We start from the raw sequence: 22,931 nt of genomic DNA, 5'->3' as shown, positions 1-22,931 counted from the left end.
AGACCCTTGAAAACTGAATAAAGAAGAATGACTCATGTGATGTCGTAAAGACATCAAAAATCTGTCAATCAATAATGAAAGACAAGCCAGTCACTAAGGTGACTTAAATACTTTATTTGAGAGTTTGATCCTGGCTCAGGACGAACGCTGGCGGCGTGCCTAATACATGCAAGTTGAGCGCTGAAGGTTGGTACTTGTACCAACTGGAAGAGCAGCGAACGGGTGAGTAACGCGTGGGGAATCTGCCTTTGAGCGGGGGACAACATTTGGAAACGAATGCTAATACCGCATAAAAGCTTTAAACATAAGTTAAAAGTTTGAAAGATGCAAATGCATCACTCAAAGATGATCCCGCGTTGTATTAGCTAGTTGGTAGGGTAAAGGCCTACCAAGGCGATGATACATAGCCGACCTGAGAGGGTGATCGGCCACATTGGGACTGAGACACGGCCCAAACTCCTACGGGAGGCAGCAGTAGGGAATCTTCGGCAATGGGGGCAACCCTGACCGAGCAACGCCGCGTGAGTGAAGAAGGTTTTCGGATCGTAAAACTCTGTTGTTAGAGAAGAACGTGTGTGGGAGTGGAAAATCCATGCAGTGACGGTATCTAACCAGAAAGGGACGGCTAACTACGTGCCAGCAGCCGCGGTAATACGTAGGTCCCGAGCGTTGTCCGGATTTATTGGGCGTAAAGCGAGCGCAGGTGGTTTATTAAGTCTGGTGTAAAAGGCAGTGGCTCAACCATTGTATGCATTGGAAACTGGTAGACTTGAGTGCAGGAGAGGAGAGTGGAATTCCATGTGTAGCGGTGAAATGCGTAGATATATGGAGGAACACCGGTGGCGAAAGCGGCTCTCTGGCCTGTAACTGACACTGAGGCTCGAAAGCGTGGGGAGCAAACAGGATTAGATACCCTGGTAGTCCACGCCGTAAACGATGAGTGCTAGATGTAGGAAGCTATAAGTTTTCTGTATCGCAGCTAACGCAATAAGCACTCCGCCTGGGGAGTACGACCGCAAGGTTGAAACTCAAAGGAATTGACGGGGGCCCGCACAAGCGGTGGAGCATGTGGTTTAATTCGAAGCAACGCGAAGAACCTTACCAGGTCTTGACATCCCGATGCTATCCTTAGAGATAAGGAGTTACTTCGGTACATCGGTGACAGGTGGTGCATGGTTGTCGTCAGCTCGTGTCGTGAGATGTTGGGTTAAGTCCCGCAACGAGCGCAACCCCTATTACTAGTTGCCATCATTAAGTTGGGCACTCTAGTGAGACTGCCGGTGATAAACCGGAGGAAGGTGGGGATGACGTCAAATCATCATGCCCCTTATGACCTGGGCTACACACGTGCTACAATGGATGGTACAACGAGTCGCGAGACAGTGATGTTTAGCTAATCTCTTAAAACCATTCTCAGTTCGGATTGTAGGCTGCAACTCGCCTACATGAAGTCGGAATCGCTAGTAATCGCGGATCAGCACGCCGCGGTGAATACGTTCCCGGGCCTTGTACACACCGCCCGTCACACCACGGGAGTTGGGAGTACCCGAAGTAGGTTGCCTAACCGCAAGGAGGGCGCTTCCTAAGGTAAGACCGATGACTGGGGTGAAGTCGTAACAAGGTAGCCGTATCGGAAGGTGCGGCTGGATCACCTCCTTTCTAAGGAATATATACAAGGATGAGCATTCAACTTTATTCAGTTTTGAGGGGTCTAGAGATAGACCACGCAAGAATCAACTTCTTGATTGTGGGGCCTTAGCTCAGCTGGGAGAGCGCCTGCTTTGCACGCAGGAGGTCAGCGGTTCGATCCCGCTAGGCTCCATGAAGATACGAAAGTAAGTGTTGAGATTAGTTTCAGCCGAAGGTATCTTGTCAGAAAAGACGTTAAAATCATCTTGAACCTTGAAAACTAAATAACAATATCTAATAACGATAAATAAACCGAAAAGCTGTGAATTTTAAAGAATTTACAAACTTATACTTGAAAAAAGATGATTGAATCATCATGGCAAAGTTAATAAGGGCGCACGGTGGATGCCTTGGCACTAAGAGCCGAAGAAGGACGTGACTAACGACGATATGCGACGGGGAGCTGTAAGTACGCTTTGATCCGTTGATTTCCGAATGGGGAAACCCAGCTGCTTCTAGCAGTTATTCATGAGTGAATACATAGCTCATGTAAAGGTAACGCAGAGAACTGAAACATCTAAGTACCTGCAGGAAGAGAAAGTAAAAACGATTTCCTAAGTAGCGGCGAGCGAACAGGAAGAAGGGCAAACCAAGAAGCTTGCTTCTTGGGGTTGTAGGACTGCAACGTGGACTTAAGGTCTATAGAAGAATCATCTGGGAAGATGAGCCAAAGAGAGTAAAAGCCTCGTATTCGAAATAGACCTTATACCTAGCAGTATCCTGAGTAGGGCTGGACACGCGAAATCCAGTTTGAATCCGGGAGGACCATCTCCCAACCCTAAATACTCCTTAGTGACCGATAGTGAACCAGTACCGTGAGGGAAAGGTGAAAAGAACCCCGAGAGGGGAGTGAAATAGCACCTGAAACCGTGTGCCTACAAGAAGTTCGAGCCCGTTAATGGGTGAGAGCGTGCCTTTTGTAGAATGAACCGGCGAGTTACGTTATGATGCGAGGTTAAGTTGAAGAGACGGAGCCGTAGCGAAAGCGAGTCTGAATAGGGCGCTTTAGTATCATGATGTAGACCCGAAACCTAGTGACCTATCCATGAGCAGGGTGAAGGTGTGGTAAGACGCACTGGAGGCCCGAACCAGGACACGTTGAAAAGTGTTTGGATGACTTGTGGATAGCGGAGAAATTCCAAACGAACTGGGAGATAGCTGGTTCTCTCCGAAATAGCTTTAGGGCTAGCGTCGAAATGTAAGTGTATTGGAGGTAGAGCACTGTTTGGGTGAGGGGTCCATCTCGGATTACCAATCTCAGATAAACTCCGAATGCTAATACACATGTTCGGCAGTCAGACTGCGAGTGCTAAGATCCGTAGTCGAAAGGGAAACAGCCCAGACCAACAGCTAAGGTCCCAAAATATATGTTAAGTGGAAAAGGATGTGGGGTTGCACAGACAACTAGGATGTTAGCTCAGAAGCAGCTATCATTCAAAGAGTGCGTAATAGCTCACTAGTCGAGTGACCCTGCGCCGAAAATGTACCGGGGCTAAACATATTACCGAAGCTTTGGATTGATATATTATCAATGGTAGGAGAGCGTTCTTAACCGCGAAGAAGGTATACCGTGAGGAGTGCTGGAGCGTTAAGAAGTGAGAATGCCGGTATGAGTAGCGCAAGATAAGTGAGAATCTTATCCACCGTAAGACTAAGGTTTCCAGGGGAAGGCTCGTCCGCCCTGGGTTAGTCGGGACCTAAGGCGAGGCCGAAAGGCGTAGTCGATGGACAACTGGTTGATATTCCAGTACTAGATATGATCGTGATGGAGGGACGCAGTAGGCTAAGAGATGCCAGTTAATGGATTCTGGTCTAAGCAGTGAGGTGTGAGATGTGTCAAATGCATTTCTCTTTAACATTGAGCTGTAATGGGGAAGCAACTACGGTTGCGAACTCTCTGATGTCACACTGCCAAGAAAAGCTTCTAGCGTAAAGTCATATCTACCCGTACCGCAAACCGACACAGGTAGTCGAGGCGAGTAGCCTCAGGTGATCGAGAGAACTCTCGTTAAGGAACTCGGCAAAATAGCCCCGTAACTTCGGGAGAAGGGGTGCTGGTGTAAAAGCCAGCCGCAGTGAATAGGCCCAAGCAACTGTTTATCAAAAACACAGCTCTCTGCTAAACCGCAAGGTGATGTATAGGGGGTGACGCCTGCCCGGTGCTGGAAGGTTAAGAGGAGGAGTTAGCGTAAGCGAAGCCCTGAATTGAAGCCCCAGTAAACGGCGGCCGTAACTATAACGGTCCTAAGGTAGCGAAATTCCTTGTCGGGTAAGTTCCGACCCGCACGAAAGGCGTAATGATTTGGGCACTGTCTCAACGAGAGACTCGGTGAAATTTTAGTACCTGTGAAGATGCAGGTTACCCGCGACAGGACGGAAAGACCCCATGGAGCTTTACTGTAGTTTGATATTGAGTACCTGTAAGTCATGTACAGGATAGGTAGGAGCCATTGAGATAGGGACGCTAGTTTCTATTGAGGCGTTGTTGGGATACTACCCTTGACTTATGGTTACTCTAACCCGCTGGCAATATCGGCCAGGGAGACAGTGTCTGACGGACAGTTTGACTGGGGCGGTCGCCTCCTAAAGAGTAACGGAGGCGCCCAAAGGTTCCCTCAGATTGGTTGGAAATCAATCGTAGAGTGTAAAGGTATAAGGGAGCTTGACTGCGAGAGCTACAACTCGAGCAGGTAGGAAACTAGGGCTTAGTGATCCGGTGGTACCGCATGGAAGGGCCATCGCTCAACGGATAAAAGCTACCCTGGGGATAACAGGCTTATCTCCCCAAGAGTTCACATCGACGGGGAGGTTTGGCACCTCGATGTCGGCTCGTCGCATCCTGGGGCTGTAGTCGGTCCCAAGGGTTGGGCTGTTCGCCCATTAAAGCGGCACGCGAGCTGGGTTCAGAACGTCGTGAGACAGTTCGGTCCCTATCCGTCGCGGGCGTAGGAAATTTGAGAGGATCTGTCCTTAGTACGAGAGGACCGGGATGGACCTACCGCTGGTGTACCAGTTGTTCCGCCAGGAGCACGGCTGGATAGCTATGTAGGGAAGGGATAAGCGCTGAAAGCATCTAAGTGCGAAGCCCACCTCAAGATGAGATTTCCCATTCGTAAGAATTAAGAGCCCAGAGAGATGATCTGGTTGATAGGCTGGAAGTGGAAGCCCTGTGAGGGGTGGAGCGGACCAGTACTAATCGCTCGAGGACTTTACCAAAAGAGTCAACTATAAAATGCTTAAGGTTTAGAAGTTAGAAGGATTGTTATTTAGTTTTGAATGTTCAAAGGAACATTTAAAGATTTGGTCATCATTGCGATGGAGATACACCTGTTCCCATGTCGAACACAGCAGTTAAGTCCATCTACGGCGGAAGTACTTGGGGGTTGCCCCTGGGAGATAGGCGAGTGGCCAAGTTTGGGGAGAAGGGGAGTGTTACTCCTCTTTTTTTTATTTTACGAAGTTGAGGTAAGATAAAAGCCTTCGTTTTAGAAGGCGAGTTTAGTTGAGGGGATAATCTTGGAGGGCGGAGCGTATCATAGCATAGGAAAACCCTTTGCGCAGTAACTGTTGGATAATTGTTTTGCACCTTAGATTGCATAGAGTCGGGAAAATGTGATAATATAGATTCGCGGAATATAAAATGGAGGTGCTTATAATGGATAGGTCTTTTTCATCTACTGAGTTATATACATGGAATTTTTTAGAAGATAATGAAGACAAGGTGCAGTCAATGACTATTACAAAATTAGCATCTATTTCTCATGTTTCAGCAGCAACAATTGAAAGAACTCTAAAAAAAAGTGGATATGATGGTTATTCTGATTATAAAAGTTCAAAGAAAAATCGGCCACACTATATTTTGAAAGAGTCTGGTTTTTCTGTAGTAGCACAAGAATTGATTGAAAAAAATCGTGAGGAAGTCAACCGTACTATTGATTTGCTTGTGCTGGGTGATATCGAAGAAATTGTCCATTTAATACATAAATCACAAAACATTTATATTATGTCAGCTGGTCCAACGAAAAGTGTGGCTAATTATTTTGCAAGTAAGTTACAATTATCAGGAAAAAGTTGCATTGCATTAGATGATAAAGATTATATGCTCTTTTATGCAAATAAGATGGGAAGAGAAGATCTTTTGCTTATATTATCGTTGTATGGGGAAACTGAGGAAATAATATTAGCCGGAGAGATTGCTAAAAAAAATCATGCAAATATGGTAACTTTAACTAGTGAGGGAGAGAGTACTCTTGCACAGCAAGCGGATTATAAGATGATATGTTACAAATCTCATTTAAAAAAATTTGGTATGACAACAGACACAGCCAGTCGTATTTCTCTTGAGATAATCGCTCGTGTTTTATTGGATATGTGGTCTATTTATAAAAATTTAGGAAATATAACGGGAGCTAAGTAATTAGCTTCTTTTTTGAAAAAATTTTTTCCAATTTTGTGAAAAAAGAAAAATTTTTCAAAAGAAAGCGAATACAATAGTAAGTAAAGATTTAATAATTTATTAAGGAGAATTTATTATGACAGAACCTAATATCGTTCTTGCACGTGTGGACAATAGGCTTGTCCATGGACAGGTTGGAGTGGTTTGGACAGCTCAATGTGGAACAAATTTATTGCTAGTCGCAAATGATTTTGCAGCTGAAAATGAGCTCCAGCAGACATTGATGAGTGCGACAGCAGAAAGTTCAGGAGTCGGAATTCGTTTTTGGACTTTGAAAAAAACGATTGATATGATTCACAAGGCATCACCTCGGCAAAAAATATTTTTAATTATCCAGACACCTGAAGACGCTTTGATACTGGTGAAAGGTGGTGTAAAATTCAGCAGTCTAAATATCGGCAATATGCACTATTCAGAAGGTAAAATTGGTCTTTCAAATAAGGTTTTTGTGGATGAAATAGACAAGCAAGCTTTTAGAGATTTAATCGGTTTAGGTATTGAAGTTTATCTTCAAGAATTACCAAACGATAAAAAAGTAGTTGTCACAAATGATTTTCTTGAAAAAAATAAATAGGAAGGACATTCTGATAAAATTTGGAATGAATGATTTATTATGAATATTACTCTACTTCAAGGAATCTTAGTTTCTCTTTTTGCCTTAGTTGCTGGGATAGACTTTTGGCTTGAAGGATTCTACTGGTTTCGTCCGATGATTGTTTCGACTGTTGTTGGGTTTTTATTGGGAGATCTGACACTTGGTATTATTGCTGGTGGATTGACCGAACTTACATTTGCGGGTTTGACGCCTGTAGGAGGAACACAGCCACCTAATCCGTACTTGCCGGGATTATGACAGTTGTCATTGCACATACCACAGGACACAATGCTGCTACGGCTATCGGTCTGGCGCTTCCTTTTAGTATTCTTATGCAATATATTATGCTATTCTATTATTCGGCATTTTCAGGTTTCACTAAGAAATTGGATATCTATGCAGCCAATGCAGATGTTAAAAAATTTGCAAGATTGGTGTTGCTTCCTACTGTTATCGTTGGAATTACCTACTTTGTCATTACCTTCTTAGCTGTTGATGAAACAATTTGTTAATTCGTTTCCAGCATGGCTTAATCATGGTTTGAACATTGCAGGTGGAATTCTTCCCGCAGTTGGGTTTGGTTTATTGCTTAAAAATATGTTTAAAGTCAAATATACTGCTTATTTACTTATAGGCTTTACGGCGGCAGGTTTTATTACTTTTGGTAATTTAATGCCTGTAGCTGTTATTGGTGTAGCACTTGCTCTTATTGAATTTTACCATGCACGTGAAAAAGATGAAACAGACAAGAAAATGAGAACGATTGAGGAGTTGGCACTCACTGGAGGAGGTGAAGAAGATGGAATCTAAAGTAGAAACACCAAAGAAAATTTTAACCAAAAAAGATATTACCATGCTTGCGATTCGTTCTTTATATAATCAAGCAGCATTTAATTATCAACGAATGCAGGCAGATGGCTATACCTTAGCAATCCTGCCTATGCTTAAAAAAGTATATGGTGAGGATAAAGAAGGGTTGGCAAAAGCCATGACTGCCAACTTAGCTTTTATCAATACAAACAACTATGCAGTTCCTTTTATTGAAGGGTTGACTGCCTCATTAGAAGAAAGTCATGAAAGCCGTGAGATGATTGATACAATTCGTGTTTCTTTGTTTGGACCTCTTGCGGGTATAGGAGATGCGATTACATGGTTTACGATTTTGCCTATTACGGCTGGTATTACAGCCAGTTTTGCAAAAGAAGGAAGTATTTTAGGTCCGTTAGTATTCTTTCTTGTTTATATCGGAATGTTTCTTATGCGGATTCCTATTGCGCATTTAGGTTATAATGCTGGTACAAAAGCTATCACACAGATCAATGAGAATATGGGACCAATTTCGCATGCTGCTAATGTACTGGGGTTACCGTAATTGGAGGGTTGATTGCAAGTTATGTGCAAATTACTGTCTTGACAAAAATTCATATTGCATCAGGTCATAATCTCTCTATTCAGACCTCATTTTTTGATCGGATTTTCCCAAATATTTTAGCTTTAAGCTATACTTTCTTTTTGTATTGGCTTTTAAAAAAGAAAAATGTGAGTCCAATTATGGTCATCGTGATTACTTTTGTTCTCGCACTTGTATTATCATGGTTGGGAGTTCTGTAAAATGCAACTTATTATAACGGGTCACGGTCACTATGCGACAGGATTACAATCTACTGTGCAACTCTTGGCAGGAACACTTTCAGGTGTCGAATTCATTGATTTTACAGCAGAGATGAGTGAGTCTGATTTGGAACAACAATTTCCAAAGATGGATGATTTAGTATTTTTCTGTGATTTGGTAGGTGGAACACCTTATAAGCAAGCTGTCTTGATTGCCTCACAATATAAAAATGTAGCTGTGGTCGCTGGTTGCAATATTGGGGCGCTACTTGAAGTAGCTTTGCAAAATGATATTCCTAACTTTGAGGATGCGCATGAACTTGCACAATTATTTATAGAATCAAGCCATAGTGCTATTCAAGAATTTACAGCAAAAAAATATGTCGAAATTCCAGAGGATGAGGGATTTAATGGAACTAAAAAAATTTGATTCACAAGATGAATTAGTTGAACAAATAGTAAAGATTGTTAGTGATATTATTTCAAAGAAACCAGATGCAGTGCTCTGCTTTGCGTGCGGGGAAACTCCCAGACCAGTGATGGATAAACTGTTTGAAGTACGTAAAAATGGAGAAATAGATTTTTCACGGGTACGTCTTTTAGGTTTGGACGAATGGATTGGAGTTGGACGCGGAACAGTTGGTTCGTGCTCACAAATGCTCTATGATGATTTCTTCAGCCCGATGAAATTTCGCACTGACCAAATTAATATTTTTGATGGCTTATCAAAAAATCTGGATGTGGATATCAAAAACATTAATCAGATTGTTGAGGAGCTTGGCATTGATTTTGTGTTATTGGGTATCGGAATGAATGGTCATATTGGGCTTAATGAACCAGGATTTAATCCTGATGAAAAGGCACATGTTGTTGAACTTTCTGATATGACAAAAAAAGTTATGGCAAAATATTTTGACCAAGAAATTAATCTACAACAAGGAATTACTCTAGGTTTTTCGCAACTTTTATCTGCTCAAAAAATCATTTTAATGGCAACTGGTGAAAGAAAAGCTAAAATTGTCAAAGAAATCGTCAACTCTGAACCAAACAATAGTTTGCCCGCTTCAATGTTTAAACAATCCGAACATGAGTCATTTTTCTTCATTGATGAGGCAGCAGGCGCAAAGTTATGAGGAGAGTCTTTGATTGAAAATATAAAAAAGAAAGATATATTTTTTGAATGATTTACTTGATAGTATAGTGGTCACTCATTATTTGTGATAGTAATTATTTGAGCTCTTCAAATGGTTAAGTTTATGGCTAAAATAGACTCTATGTTGGAGTAAATCAAAGAAATCTTCATTTTTAAAATTTTGTTTCGTAATCTAATAAATCACTGTTTCGCCTCACTCAAGTTAGTTTTTTATTTAGATGTTTTTTCTGCACTAGTTTACCTCTAAACGATTTTATTGTTTAGCTTAGCTGAACTGGAAAGATACTATCTGACGTATACGTAAATGTTTATTTCTGAAAGATTTTTGTAAAGTAGACAATATTAGGTTTTCAATGAGTGTTATAGAATATAAATTTGAGATAGTTAAAAAAGCCAGCATCATTGTTGGTTTTTTTATATTTTCAACTGATGTTAGGGTAGGAAAATTCACTGAGATGTGGGAATTTCATGCTTATTTAGGTCTTTTTGCAGGAGAATCCAAAATAAATCATTATGTTTAGGAGAGAGTGATTTTTTATGGATGATATTGTGGTGTTTTAGGTTATAATGATACTATGGAAAATAAGAATAGACTTTTGTTGATTGATGGTTCTTCTATTGCTTTTAGGGCTTTCTTTGCGTTGTATAATCAGTTGGACCGGTTTGTGGCTCCAAATGGTTTGCATACAAATGCAATTTTTGCTTTTCACACGATGTTGTCGTCTTTGATGGAACGTATTCAACCGACACATGTGTTGATTGCTTTTGATGCTGGGAAAACAACTTTTCGGACGGAAATGTTTGCGGAATATAAGGGAGGACGTTCTAAAACTCCAGATGAATTTCGTGAGCAGTTACCATTTATCAAGGAAATGATTGAGAAACTGGGGATTCGTCATTATGAATTGGTGAATTACGAAGCTGATGATATTATTGGAACCTTGGATAAAATGGCTGAGGCACCAGATGTGGATTTTGATGTCACCATTGTTACTGGTGATAAGGATATGATTCAGTTGACAGACTGGAATACCCGAGTAGAAATCTCTAAAAAAGGTGTGGCGGAGTTTGAAGAATTTACTCCTGAGTACTTGAATGAGAAAATGGGACTTACTCCAACGCAATTCATTGACCTAAAAGCATTGATGGGAGATTCGTCAGATAATTATCCTGGAGTGACTAAAATTGGTGAAAAAACGGCATTGAAGCTGCTGCAAGAGTGGGAATCGCTTGATAATTTATATGCAAATATAGATTCGCTCAAGGCAAGCAAGATGAAGGAGAATTTGGTTGCTGACAAGGAGATGGCTTATCTGTCACAAAAGCTTGCCACGATCAATACAAATGCGCCAATAGAAATTGGCTTGGAAGATACTCGAATCCAATCTAAAAATATTTCAGCACTTAGTATTTTTTATGATGAGATGGGTTTTGCTCAATTTAAGAACAAATTATTGTCTGATGGTGGGCTGTCAGAGCTGACAGAAACTACTAAAGATGAAATTGTTTTTGAAGTAGTTACTGACAGTGCTTCTGATTTTTCTGTCAGTAAAGATGATTTCTTTTATTTGGAAACTTTGGGCGAGAATTATCATCGGGAAAAAATTGTCGCATTTGCATGGGGAAATGCTGAAAAAATCTATGTTTCTAAGAATCTGTCAGTACTGACAGAAATGGAATTACCTGAAAATACCTATGATTTCAAGAAAAATCGAGTATTGTTACATCATCTGGGGCGCGAACTTCCAGTTTCTAAATTTGATGCGATGCTTGCGAAATACCTGATTTCGACAACTGAGGATAATAAAATTTCCACTATTGCGCGTCTATTTGATGTTGGGCAAGTTGCTTTAGATGAGGAAATTTTTGGTAAGGGGACGAAACTTGCTGTTCCCGATGATGAAGTGTTGTTTGAACATTTGGCTCGAAAAATCAGAGTGTTGGTCAATGCAAAGTCGAAAATGTTGTCAGAACTTGAAGAAAATGAACAATTGTCATTACTGACAGAAATGGAACTACCATTAGCAGAAGTGCTTGCAAAAATGGAAATTACAGGAATCTCTGTCAGTAATGATACACTTGAGGAAATTGGTAATGAAAACGAGGAAAAGTTGTCATTACTGACAAAAGAAATTTATGAATTGGCTGGAGAAGAATTTAATATTAATTCGCCAAAACAGCTTGGTGTGATTTTGTTTGAGAAGCTGCAATTACCTGCTGGTAAAAAAACAAAAACAGGCTATTCTACTGCGGTTGATGTTTTAGAAGATTTGGCACCATTATCGCCTGTAGTGGCAAAGATTCTTGAGTACCGTCAAATTAATAAGGTTCAATCCACTTATGTGAAGGGCTTGATTCCTCAGATTGCAGAAGATGGAAAAATCCATACGCGCTATGTGCAAGATTTGACGCAGACTGGACGTTTATCTTCGGTTGACCCTAATTTACAAAATATTCCAGTGCGTCTTGAAGAGGGGCGAAAGATTCGTCGGGCGTTTGTACCAAGCAAAGGTGCAGTGCTTTTGAGTTCGGACTATTCGCAAATTGAGTTGCGAGTATTGGCGCATATTTCTGGTGATGAGCATTTGATTGATGCCTTTAATCATGGTGCTGATATCCATACTTCAACGGCAATGCGGGTATTTGGGATTGAGCGGGCAGAAGATGTGACACCAAATGACCGTAGAAATGCAAAAGCGGTTAATTTTGGAGTAGTCTATGGGATTTCTGATTTTGGTTTAGCACGAAATCTAGGAATTACCCGAAAATCTGCTAAAAACTACATTGATACTTATTTTGAACGCTATCCAGGAATTAAGAAGTATATGGAAGATATTGTTCGCGAAGCACGAGACAAGGGTTTTGTCGAAACAATGAGTCACAGGCGTCGTAAAATTCCAGATATTAATGCGAGAAATTTCAATGTTCGTGGTTTTGCTGAGCGAACTGCAATCAACTCGCCAATTCAAGGTTCGGCTGCGGACATTTTGAAAATTGCGATGATTAATTTGGACAAAGCACTAATAGAATCTCATTCGCAAGCAAAATTACTTCTACAAGTACATGATGAAATCATCTTAGATGTACCTCAGGAAGAACTTGGAGAAATCAGAAAGTTAGTCAAAAAGACGATGGAAGATGCGATAGAACTTGCAGTTCCACTAAAAGTAGATGAAAATGCTGGTAAAACATGGTATGAAGCTAAGTGAAGTCAAGTCAAGGCTTATTCAATGAGAGCTTCGTAAAACATCTGTTCATTTTTTCTAGTTACTATCTTCGCTATCCGTTTTCTTAACAGGCAAAGTCCGCATCTTCGCTTCGCTCCGCTATCCATTTGTTCTGTCTCCGCTTTGCTCCGCTTCCGATTTCACTATCTCCGCAACTTCGTTGCTGCTTTAGCGCAAACGGCTATCCTATAAAGTCGGAAGTTCAAATCGCAATCCAGCAAAGCAAAGCTGGCAAGACGAAATGGTAAGCGCAAATGGCGCTGTGACTGACAAAAGGTCAATTAGTCACTGAATTTAAGGCGCAACCTAACTGCCTAAGGAGCGGAGCAGTCGAGCAAAGTCATTGCAGCTGGACACTTCAGCATCTTAGCGAATCATTTCACCTTATTAAGCGCACACTTGTTTTGATAAAACACTGTCAGTATACTGACAGAATGTAAAAATTGGTAAGAGCCTTGACTCTTGCCAATTTTTTGTATGATAAATTTTGTCAGTACTGACGGAAATGAAAGAAATATAAAAATTTCAGTTTTTCAAGGAAGATTAAGAATCATTATTTATTGCTTTTGAACAAGCAAAAAAGCATCTTGTGCTATAATGTTAGTATGAGAAATGTCGAATTGAAAGAAAATGAACGAGTTGATGAGATTGCAAGCAGTGGTGTAAAAATTATCCAAAGCCGAGAGGTTTTTTCTTTTAGTATTGATGCTATTTTGCTTGCACGTTTTCCACGTCTTCCAAGTCGGGGGCAAATTGTTGACATGTGTGCGGGGAACGGTGCCGTTGGTCTTTTTGCGAGCAGTAGAACTAAAGCAAATATTATTGAGGTAGAAATACAGGAGCGTTTGGCTGATATGGCACAGCGTTCAATTGAACTCAATGATTTGACTTCCAGAATGTCTGTCATTACCGACAACTTAAATAATACGACTAAATATTTGAACACATCAAGTACAGATTTAATTTTTTGTAACCCGCCCTATTTCAAAATAGATTCGGAAGATAGTCACATCAATGAAAGTCATCATTACACATTGGCGCGTCATGAGTTAACAACAAACCTAGATGAAATTTTTGATACAGCAAAAAAATTGCTAAAATCCAATGGACACATTGCAATGGTACATCGTCCAGAGCGTTTTCTTGAAATTGTTGATAAAATGCGTGCTAATAATTTGCAACCTAAATGGATTCAGTTTGTCTATCCTAAGGCAAATCAGCCAGCAAACATCTTGCTGATTGATGCGATTAAAGATGGAAGGGCAGGTGGAGAAATTTTTCTACCTCCACTCGTCATCCACAATGAAGACGGGTCCTATACCAAAGAAATAGATGAAATTTATTACGGTAAGCATTGAAAAATAGTATTATTAAGTCCATAAGTGAATAAGTTTATCAATGAAGTCAAGACTTATTCAGTGGGAGTTTCAACTCGCCACTAAATTTAGTCGGACGAAATTCAAAGCAGCACTTGTTTTGATAAAATAAAAAGCTCGGAATTTTTCCGAGTTTTTTATCAAAGTAAGTGTATATATCTCCGCCCTTTTAGACTGCAACTGACGATAAAGACGATTATTGAGCAGTGCTAAATTGAGCTTGAAGTTTGTCAATAGCGGCTGCTTGTAATTCTGCCATTGTTTCAGCATCAGAGGTGCTAGGTTCTTTTAGAGCTTCTTTGAGTTTATTTCTCTTAGAAGCGAGCGAAAGTTTGAAATCAATGGTAGATTTTTCTTTAGTATCAGAAACCTTACCAGTAAAGCTGGCATCAATAGTATGGGCTTTACCATCAATCACCATTGTCATTGAAAGATTATCGAAGTTGACATCTTTACTTTCTTTGAGAATAGAGTCAAGCTGGTCTTTTGGAATAGACGGATTAACTGAAGTAAATCCTTTGATAAGGTCTTTAAAATCACCGTTTTTTCCAGAAATCTTCAAAGTAGTTTTATCACCATTTTTGGTAAAATCAGAATTCGGTACATCTTTGAAAGCTTTTTCCAAATCAGATTTTTTGATTGTTTGAGTTTGTTTAAACATATCTTTAAAAGTTGAATCCCAATTTTCACTAGAAGAACTGTTTGCAGAGTTTAAAGTATTAGCATCAAGGAAAAAGTAAGGTTTTGTTAGGCTATCAACCATTGCTCCGTAAACCATTGTGACCTGTTCATCAGATTTAGGAATTAAACCTTTATTGTCATTGTAGAGTGTCTTGATATCAGCACTATTGAGATAAAGTCCTTTTTCAGACATTAACATATTTAAGTTATAGGCTTTGTTATCAACTTTAATCTTACCCCGAGACTTGCAAGTTGATTATCGCTGTCAAGACCAACGTTAATATCAAAAGTAGCACCATTAAGGTATTTATTCATTGAGTCAGCATTGTCACCAGTTGCTTTGAATTTATCAACTTTGACATTTAACTCTTGAGAATTATAAACTTTTGAATTATTCAGTGTTGTTGCATCAGAAATGAAAGCTTTTTTAGCTGCATCAGAATTTTTGGCTGAGCAAGCTGATAAAGTAAGAGCGGCAAGCGCAACAACTCCAACAGTAAACAATTTTTTCTTCTTCATAAATTTCTCCTTCGAAATCATTATACTACAAAATATAAAAATGTCAAAGATTTCAAAAGAAAAACAATAATTACGAAAATGACGAAAAAACAGCTACAAAAAAACTACTGCTTTGCTGTAGTTTTTTTAATTTCTTTTTGTCAATACTGTGTGAGAGAGGGGCAGATTTACAGCTATTCACCTCTAAAAGTATTTTACTTTACAAGATAAAACAGCACCTAAAAGAAAATATTAGTAAATCATATCATAGATTTCAATAGCAACAAGGTCAATATCGTCAAACAAAGAAGCATCTTTTTGTTTAGGATAGCGAATAGAGAAAGCCTGTTCTTCGGGTTATAACTAACAGTTGCCATAACAACACCCTCGCGTTCAAAGTTATAAGTTTCTTTTGGGTCTCCGCTTTCAACTAAGCGATTCAAACGATTCATAATTGCTAATAAATGTGATTTCATTTTTAAATATTCCTTTCGACGTTTTGCATGGCAAAACCCTGATTTATATCAAATTCTTTCTTGGGTTATAGTCCCATTCAATGAACAGTTTTCAAATAGAGTGAAAAATTAAACTCTCTCTATGTCTAAGCTGAGCTTAATTCTCTAGAGCGATTTAATCCTGCTCTTTGTCCTTATCTATTTTAACATAACTTTGCAGATTTTTCGCCAATTTGCTGGCTTTTCTAGCAAAATATTTTGCACGAATTTGTTCACGTTTGATAGAGTGTTTTACGGTTAAAGGCATCTGGCGGATAGCATCTTCTATCTTCATCGGAAGGCGGTCAGATTCAATGCTCTTAAGAGTGTCATACTCAATGATTGTGTCTAAGTAAAAGAGATAGACTTGTTTAGCAAAATGTTCAGCAGAGATTTCATATAATTTTTTCTCAAATTTGAACTTATCAATGGGATGTTTGTGAGCGATAGCTTCACAGGTTTGTTCTGCAATATCGTTCTCTCCATCAAATAGTCGTCCAAATTCTACATCATTAATCAGGGTATTTAAATAAGGATTTTTTGCAGCTATCACACGTGTACCTGCAGCTAATGCCTCTAAGTAAGTTAGACCCTGAGTTTCGGAGGTTGAGGCAGAAATGAAAAAATCAGCAGCTTTGTAATAGTAAGCTGTTTGTTCATTTTCTACACGTCCAGTAAAAATCACAATATCATCAAGATTTAAATCGGAAACTAAAGCTTTTAATGTATCAGCATAAGGTCCATGCCCTACAATAACAAGTTTCACGGGAAACTCTGTTAAAATATCAGGAAGTGCATGAATGACGGCTTGAATATTTTTTTCTGCTGCAATTCTTGACAAGCTAAGTAGCATTATCTCGTCTTTTTTTATACCTAATTTATCTCGTAATTTTAAAGTGTCCTCAGCTGTAATATCTTCACGTTTGAAACGTTCGATTTCGATTCCAGTCGGAATTACACGTTTAGGAAGTGTCACGCCATAGCCATTAACTGTTTCCAATACCATTTCACTTGGGCAAATAATTGCTTCCGTTCCACGTAAAAAGTTACGAATAATATATTTCACCATGCTTGGACGAATCAGGCGACCTTTAGCAATATAGTAAACATAGTCTTCGTATTTTGTATGCAGTGTGTGAATAACAGGAATGCGAAGTTGCACGGCAACCATTTTACCTAAAATTCCCATACCAAACTCAGTCTGTGTATGAATAATATCAAGATCATATTCTTTAGCGATTTGATAGGCTGCAAAAACCCCTTTTAATACAATCTTACGTTCTGCTAAACTGACAAAAGGAATAGATTGCAGGCGAATGATATTTTTTTCGTGGTCGACATCTGCATTTGGGTCAGTAGTTGTAAAAATAAATACCTCATGTCCCAGTTTTTCAAGCTCTACAGCTAGGGTTTGAATACTTGTAGCCACACCACTAATTTGTGGAAAATAGCTGTCTGTAAAAAGTCCAACTCTCATAAATTTTTCTCGTTTTTAATTATATATTAGAACTACTTTAAAATGATATTACTCATTTTATTAGTCATTCTGCAATTAGTGTGCCTTTTTATCAGCCACTTAAGTGGCTATAGAAAACGGACAGCGTAGTGAACCACTTCGCTTTGCTGCTTTGAACAGATTGCGATTTGAACTTGCCACTTTAGTGGCTTAGTGAAATCGACGACGTAGCAAAGCGGAGATAGAGCGAATGGGTCCTTACCTGTGATGTGTAACGAACGGTGACCGTTTAAAACAACTGCGCTTTGACGCTCTTTTTAGAATGGCTCATCTCTGTACGAACTGTAAATGAAGTCAAGACTTATTCAGTGGGAGTTTCAACTCACCACTGAATTTAGTCGGACGAAATTCAAAGTTAGTGCTGCTTCATCCCCTACCTAAGAGGTAGGGGTGTTGCGATTGCGACTGGACGCTTCAGCGCCTTAGCGAGCATCGACAGCGTAGCCCGAAGGGCGGAGATAGCACGCACTTACTTCGATAAATAGACGGATTGTGATGAGAAAGAAATTTTTCTCTTTCCAGACTATAAGTCCAATGCCTGTTGATAGGCAGCCACTAATTGTTTCGCTACTTTCTCAATCGTTCGCTCTTTGGCGACTTTATAACCCGCTTCAGTACGATTGACTCTACCATCCAACACTTCTTGAAGTTTATCAACAAATCCAGTAATATCACTAGCAAGACTTGCGGAGGACTCGTCCAACCAACCTTTATAAACAGGAATATCTCTGACAATGGCTTTTTGATGACTAGCTAAAGCTTCAAGCACAACAATTCCTTCAGTTTCCTCGCGTGAGGGAAAGAAGAAAGCATCGCTTGAAGTCATTGCCCTTCAAATACTTCACCTTTGATATAGCCAGGGAAAAGAACGTTTTTAGGATGATTCTTCTTTACGATACGACGTACCCAACCTGGAACAGTCCAAAGGTTTTGATAGCCAAACCAGATGAAAGTCACATCAGGCATTTTTTCGGCGACTTTGACAAAATCGTCAATCCCCTTACGTTTAAAATAAAGTGCGGCAGTTATAACAACTTTTTGATCATCGGATAAGTTAAAATGTTTGCGAAAGGCAAGTTCTTTAGCCGGATTACGAGAATATTTTGCCAAATCAATTCCATTGGATATGGGTAAAATGGGACATTTTATTCCGTAGCCGCGGATTAAACTCGCAGAATATTCAGTAGGTGTAATGACTAAATCTGCTGCACGGTAGAATTTCATCAGATATAACTTGAAGAATGGTGCGATAAAATTTGAACCAATGAATGAATTTTGAAAGTCTTCTTTAGTTGAATGACCATGGAAAATAACTTTTTTTCCAGCTTTTTTAGCGGTTTTTAACATTTTCCAGCTCTTGGGACCGTAGGTATTGAGATGTAAGATATCATAGTCTTCATCAGAATTTTTAGTCCAGTCTACATTCATTAAATCTAATGCACGTTGTTGATGTTTCATTGCGCGGCCAATTCCTGAGCGACTCAGGAATTCTTCAGCCTCTAAGTAAAGTAAAATTTTCATGCTTGTCTTTTATTTTACCATAAATCGCTAAATAAAATCATGAGAATTTTCATTTAGGACATATTTCAGTCTTTAGTCTGAGTGCATTAGAAATAAAAAAACCTCCAAACTGGAGGTTATATTTTAAGGGTTTTGGCTTGATGAGCTTGATTGTTGCAAGTCACTTGTTGATTTATTGAGTTTAACATTGGCTGTGTGAGATTTACCATCACGGTAATAGGTAATAGCGACAGTATCTCCAATATTATATTTATAAAGAGCACTTTGCAAATCTGTTGAAGAGGTAATTGTTGTATCACCAATCTTTGTGATGACATCTCCAGCTTTTAGACCAGCAGTACTAGCAGGCATACCTGATTGAACAGTATGAACAACCACACCACCAGTTACACTATCAGGAAGTTTGAGCTGATTGAGGTCATCAGTTGAGAATTGTGACAAATCAACCATCGTAATACCTAATGCAGGACGAATAACTTTACCGTCTTTTTCAAGTTTAGCAATAATGTTAACCACATCATTGGATGGAATGGCAAATCCCATTCCTTCAACGCTTGTTGAGCCATCTTGGGTAGTTGTCAGTTTTGACTGTGTAATACCAATGACTTGTCCTTCAATATTAATTAATGCTCCTCCAGAATTTCCTGGATTGATGGCAGCATCAGTTTGAATTGCATTGACATTGACATTTTGTCCTTCATCATTCTGCATTGATACTTGACGATTAATGGCTGAAACAATTCCTTCTGTTGCGGTATTAGCAAACTCAGAACCGAGAGGAGAGCCGACTGCAATTGCAGGTTCTCCAATTGTTAAGTTACTAGAATCTGCGAAAGTAGCTACTTCTTTAACGTCACTATCATCAATTTTAAGTACGGCAAGGTCAGTGTAAGCATCTGTGCCAACTAGAGTAGCTTTTACTTTTTGACCACCAGCTAACAGGACTTCGAGGCTATTAGCACCTTCTACAACGTGATTGTTAGTAACGATATAAGCTTTACCGTTCTCTTTTTTATAAATGACTCCAGAACCTTCACTAGCTAAACTAGAAGTTGCTGAACTTTGGTTGTTTCCACTATTTTGTCCGAAGATACTGTTGAAAACATCGTCACTGGAACTCTGATTTTGATAGTTAAGGACGGAAACAACTGCGTTAGAAACCTTTTTGATTGCAGCAGTTGTGTCTGTATTAACATCAACTTTTACAGTCTTGACTGGAACGGAGGAACCACTAGTACTAGCGGTATTATTGTTTGTTGCGTTTTGGTAAATTGCACTCCCGCCTAGTGCGATGGCCCCACCTACGACACCAGTCAAGAGCATTTTCCCGAAATTACCTTTTGACATAAATTATCCCTTTCGAGTGATATTTTTTCATAATCTTTTTATAGTGTGATTATATCTGTATACACTTAATAATAGCTTAATAGTAGGTAAAATGGAACTAAAATGAATTTTTTCCACATTGTTGTGGAAAAGCTTTAAAAATGTGTGAGTAAGTGGATATTTTTGGAGTTTTTTCCACAGAAAAGTGGAAAAAAAGTAAAAAATGTTGATAAATCATGTTTTCATCTTGTTTTCATCAGGGGAAAAAGTTAAAATTATAAGACAGATTTAAGAAATTATCATTGTTTTTGATTTTTTAATAATGAATTTGGTGATAAATCTGGGGAAAATATCTTAACATTTTAGAAAAGAAAGTAGAAAATGAAGATAAAATTAATCGTAGTAGGTAAATTAAAAGAAAAATATCTAAAGGAGGGGATTTCTGAATACGTTAAGCGTATGAGCACCATGTTGCCGTTAGAAGTCATTGAGTTACCAGATGAAAAAATACCAGACCATGCTTCTGAAAAAGAACAAGAGGCGGTAAAAAATCGCGAAGGAGAAAAGATTTTATCTCGTTTGCAAGATGGTGATAAATTGATTGCTTTAGCTATACGTGGTAATTTGATGACTTCAGAAGAGCTTGCTGATTTGGTAAAACAGAACGAGGTTTATGGTACTCGTCATCTGATTTTTGTAATTGGGGGTTCATTAGGTTTATCTGATGCAGTTTATCAACGCTGCGATGCACAGGTTTCTTTTGGTCGTATGACGCTACCTCATCAATTGATGAGGCTAGTTTTGGTGGAGCAAATTTATCGAGCACAGATGATTAATCGTGGCTCGGCTTATCATAAGTGAGAGCTTATGCTATAATGTGTGCAAGGAAAGAGTTTACTACTTTGCTTTGAAACTTTAGGAGAGTAGAGCTCATCTCAAAGGAGGAATGGATGAGAATTGATGCAGAACGTATAACTTTTGCTTATGGTGATAGAAGAGTGCTGAGAGATTTATCAGTTACTTTTGAAGCTGGAAAAGTTTATGGGATTGTTGGAAAAAATGGAGCTGGAAAAACAACATTTTTCAAAGTGCTAACGAACATTATTACAAATTATCAAGGGACAGTTAAAATTGCTGACGTAGATGTTAAAGCTAATCCAGAAGTACTTGCAAAAGTGGGAATTCTATTGGATGATATTGAACTTTATAAATCTTATACTGGATGGTTTAATCTGAGATACTTTGGTGGTTTACGTGGAAATTTTGATGAAGAAAAAGTTCGGCAATTGGCGGCAAAATTGGGTATTGATGATGCTTTAGGTAAAAGGGTGTCAAGCTACTCATTAGGGATGGGAAAAAAGCTGATTTTGCTAATTTCTTTGATGAATGACGCAGAAATTTTGATTTTTGATGAACCTTTCCGTGGCATTGATGCGGCATCTGTGGCATGGTTTCGTGAAACTTTATTAAGCTTGAAAAAAGAAGGGAAACTGATTTTAATTTCTAGTCATGTTCAAGAAGATATTGAGATGCTATGTGATGTTGTTTATGGACTTTCAGATGGGAAATTTACTGACAGCTTTGATTTGAATGATAAAAATCAAGTATTGACTTACAGAGTGGTTGTCAGCGATGTGTCGGTGCTGACAGAAATTCTGTCAGCGCGCGGTCTGGTCTATCAGGTAGAGCATCAAGTGGTAAGTTTTGATGCAACTGTAGAAAAGTTCCAAGAAGTATTTCAAGAGTCAGTTGGTAAGGGATTAATCTTTGATGAGATTAAAAAAGATTCAAAATTTGTTGAATTTGTGAAATGAGGAGTGTGATGACAGTTTCAAATATTTTTAAGATGGAAATGTATCGGAATTTTCGAGACCGAGCGTACCTGATTGTGATTGGTATTTTGACGGTTTCGTTTGCAATTGCTGCATCTTTGGGGATTGCAATGATATTTCAGGCAAAATCTGGTCATGAAACAGCGCCTCTGATTTTTCTTGAAGGTCCTTTAGTATTTGCTTTATTTATTGCATTTGCTGCTTTTTCTATTATTTATCCGTGGCACTTGATGAGTACGGATTATAATAATAAAGTATTGAGTTTAGTTGTAGCTAGTGGTGTTAAACGGAGTAGGTATTATTTTGTGAAACTTCTTGCGACAATTGTGACTAATCTTTTGGCATATTTTGCTATTGGGGTGATCCCAGTTGTTCTCTTGCTTGGCTTTTTCCATCAGGAATTTATAGATTTCGTACAGACAGTGATTCATGGATTTACAGCAAATCAAGGTTGGCTGCTTTTGTTAAACCTACTTGTGTCAAGCATTGCGACGATGGTTATTTTATATTTCGTTGTTATTTTGACACGTGGGAAGTTCTGGGGAGTGTTCGTTTTTCTTGGAATTCGTCTGGGACTTGGTGTTGTTGTAAGTTCGATTGGTTTGTCTATTGCGAGCGTTTCGGGTGCTTTGACAAGCGGATTATTGGGAAATCATTGGTTAGATTTTGCTGTGTCACTCATTGAAATTATTATTTTTGGCTTTGCTGGATTTTTGATGTTGAAAAAGCAAGATTTATGATATTTTAGTGATTTTAGGCTTGATTTAGATTGATTCCAGTTTAAGATTCTGGGAGTTTCTGTGATATAGTGTTCGTCGTTCTAGCTGATGAAAATGGAATATCATTGTGCTGATTTTGCACCTTGATGTTGAAGTTTGCAAAGAATTAGCCACGAGTTCATTTTTGATTTCAGCTATTTATAGATGGGGGAAGAGGGCTGGTGGTGTTTAATTAAA

14 protein-coding genes, 1 tRNA gene, 3 rRNA genes and 4 pseudogenes are annotated in these 22,931 nt (G+C 39.0%); 16 read left to right on the top strand and 6 right to left on the bottom strand.

Annotation, left to right across the window (positions count from 1 at the left end; genetic code table 11):
* The first annotated feature begins 112 nt into the window (after positions 1-112).
* From FLP15_RS01400 to FLP15_RS01345, 13 genes and pseudogenes are all read left to right on the top strand, one after another.
* Positions 113-1,659 (top strand): 16S ribosomal RNA (locus FLP15_RS01400).
* A 90-nt stretch (positions 1,660-1,749) separates the two neighbouring features.
* A tRNA-Ala gene (locus FLP15_RS01395) sits at positions 1,750-1,822 on the top strand.
* Between the two features lie 185 nt (positions 1,823-2,007).
* Positions 2,008-4,905: ribosomal RNA gene (locus FLP15_RS01390) — 23S ribosomal RNA — on the top strand.
* Between the two features lie 83 nt (positions 4,906-4,988).
* Positions 4,989-5,103 (top strand): 5S ribosomal RNA (rrf, locus tag FLP15_RS01385).
* Together the 16S, 23S and 5S rRNA genes with 1 tRNA gene alongside form the textbook arrangement of a ribosomal RNA operon.
* A 316-nt stretch (positions 5,104-5,419) precedes the next feature.
* On the top strand, positions 5,420-6,106 hold the full coding sequence (locus FLP15_RS01380; RefSeq protein WP_190288323.1) for a MurR/RpiR family transcriptional regulator: 687 nt from the start codon (positions 5,420-5,422) through the stop codon (positions 6,104-6,106).
* A gap of 115 nt (positions 6,107-6,221) precedes the next feature.
* Positions 6,222-6,719 (top strand): PTS galactosamine transporter subunit IIB, encoded by a 498-nt coding sequence (agaB, locus tag FLP15_RS01375; RefSeq protein ID WP_142765709.1) that lies wholly within the window; start codon positions 6,222-6,224, stop codon positions 6,717-6,719.
* Positions 6,720-6,758: 39 nt separating this feature from the next.
* Positions 6,759-7,550 (top strand): annotated as a pseudogene (gene agaC / locus FLP15_RS01370) (PTS galactosamine transporter subunit IIC).
* Positions 7,540-8,351, top strand: a pseudogene (gene agaD / locus FLP15_RS01365) (PTS galactosamine transporter subunit IID). The pseudogenes agaC and agaD overlap by 11 nt, the downstream one beginning before the upstream one ends.
* 1 nt (position 8,352) lies before the next feature.
* Positions 8,353-8,781, top strand: a complete 429-nt coding sequence (locus tag FLP15_RS01360) for a PTS sugar transporter subunit IIA (RefSeq protein WP_142765708.1) — start codon at positions 8,353-8,355, stop codon at positions 8,779-8,781.
* Entirely contained in the window at positions 8,762-9,484 is a 723-nt protein-coding gene (locus FLP15_RS01355) for a 6-phosphogluconolactonase (RefSeq protein ID WP_190288322.1), read from the top strand. The genes FLP15_RS01360 and FLP15_RS01355 overlap by 20 nt, the downstream gene beginning before the upstream one ends.
* Before the next feature lie 373 nt (positions 9,485-9,857).
* Positions 9,858-10,025: a hypothetical protein gene (locus tag FLP15_RS12635; RefSeq protein ID WP_190288321.1), complete on the top strand. Its 168-nt coding sequence runs from the start codon at positions 9,858-9,860 to the stop codon at positions 10,023-10,025.
* A 54-nt stretch (positions 10,026-10,079) separates the two neighbouring features.
* Positions 10,080-12,713 carry a DNA polymerase I gene (gene polA, locus FLP15_RS01350; RefSeq protein WP_142765706.1) on the top strand — a complete coding sequence of 878 codons (2,634 nt, stop codon included), beginning with the start codon at positions 10,080-10,082 and terminating at the stop codon, positions 12,711-12,713.
* Between the two features lie 623 nt (positions 12,714-13,336).
* Positions 13,337-14,089 carry a tRNA1(Val) (adenine(37)-N6)-methyltransferase gene (locus tag FLP15_RS01345; protein WP_142765705.1) on the top strand — a complete coding sequence of 251 codons (753 nt, stop codon included), beginning with the start codon at positions 13,337-13,339 and terminating at the stop codon, positions 14,087-14,089.
* A gap of 214 nt (positions 14,090-14,303) precedes the next feature.
* Here the strand turns inward: FLP15_RS01345 and FLP15_RS01340 are convergent, their stop codons facing one another.
* The 6 genes and pseudogenes from FLP15_RS01340 to FLP15_RS01320 all read right to left on the bottom strand — a co-directional run bounded on the left by FLP15_RS01340 (position 14,304) and on the right by FLP15_RS01320 (position 20,164).
* Complete coding sequence (locus tag FLP15_RS01340; RefSeq protein ID WP_223804677.1) at positions 14,304-14,981, bottom strand: hypothetical protein; 678 nt, start codon at positions 14,979-14,981, stop codon at positions 14,304-14,306.
* Positions 14,982-14,989: 8 nt separating this feature from the next.
* The gene (locus tag FLP15_RS12905; RefSeq protein WP_223804676.1) at positions 14,990-15,307 is read right to left on the bottom strand and encodes a hypothetical protein; all 318 of its coding nucleotides are present in this window, start codon (positions 15,305-15,307) and stop codon (positions 14,990-14,992) included.
* Between the two features lie 231 nt (positions 15,308-15,538).
* A pseudogene (locus FLP15_RS01335) lies at positions 15,539-15,762 on the bottom strand (YkuJ family protein).
* Between the two features lie 154 nt (positions 15,763-15,916).
* Positions 15,917-17,257 carry a glycosyltransferase family 4 protein gene (locus tag FLP15_RS01330; RefSeq protein ID WP_142765704.1) on the bottom strand — a complete coding sequence of 447 codons (1,341 nt, stop codon included), beginning with the start codon at positions 17,255-17,257 and terminating at the stop codon, positions 15,917-15,919.
* Between the two features lie 562 nt (positions 17,258-17,819).
* Positions 17,820-18,817: pseudogene (locus FLP15_RS01325) on the bottom strand (LTA glycolipid anchor biosynthesis glycosyltransferase, IagA/BgsA family).
* A gap of 123 nt (positions 18,818-18,940) precedes the next feature.
* Entirely contained in the window at positions 18,941-20,164 is a 1,224-nt protein-coding gene (locus FLP15_RS01320; RefSeq protein WP_142765703.1) for a S1C family serine protease, read from the bottom strand.
* A 360-nt stretch (positions 20,165-20,524) separates the two neighbouring features.
* Between FLP15_RS01320 and rlmH the strand changes: the two genes are divergently transcribed.
* The 3 genes from rlmH to FLP15_RS01305 all read left to right on the top strand — a co-directional run bounded on the left by rlmH (position 20,525) and on the right by FLP15_RS01305 (position 22,715).
* Positions 20,525-21,004, top strand: coding sequence for a 23S rRNA (pseudouridine(1915)-N(3))-methyltransferase RlmH (gene rlmH, locus FLP15_RS01315; RefSeq protein ID WP_142765702.1), 480 nt, complete (start codon positions 20,525-20,527; stop codon positions 21,002-21,004).
* A gap of 89 nt (positions 21,005-21,093) precedes the next feature.
* A complete protein-coding gene (locus FLP15_RS01310; RefSeq protein ID WP_142765701.1) occupies positions 21,094-21,957 on the top strand; it encodes an ABC transporter ATP-binding protein in 864 nt (287 codons plus the stop codon).
* Positions 21,958-21,965: 8 nt separating this feature from the next.
* Positions 21,966-22,715 carry an ABC transporter permease gene (locus tag FLP15_RS01305; protein ID WP_142765700.1) on the top strand — a complete coding sequence of 250 codons (750 nt, stop codon included), beginning with the start codon at positions 21,966-21,968 and terminating at the stop codon, positions 22,713-22,715.
* Positions 22,716-22,931: the final 216 nt, after the last annotated feature.

It is taken from the genome of Lactococcus protaetiae, from assembly GCF_006965445.1.
Classification (GTDB): Bacteria; Bacillota; Bacilli; order Lactobacillales; family Streptococcaceae; genus Lactococcus; species Lactococcus protaetiae.
Note: the sequence above shows the minus strand (reverse complement) of the source record. Positions and strands in the feature narration are given on the sequence as shown.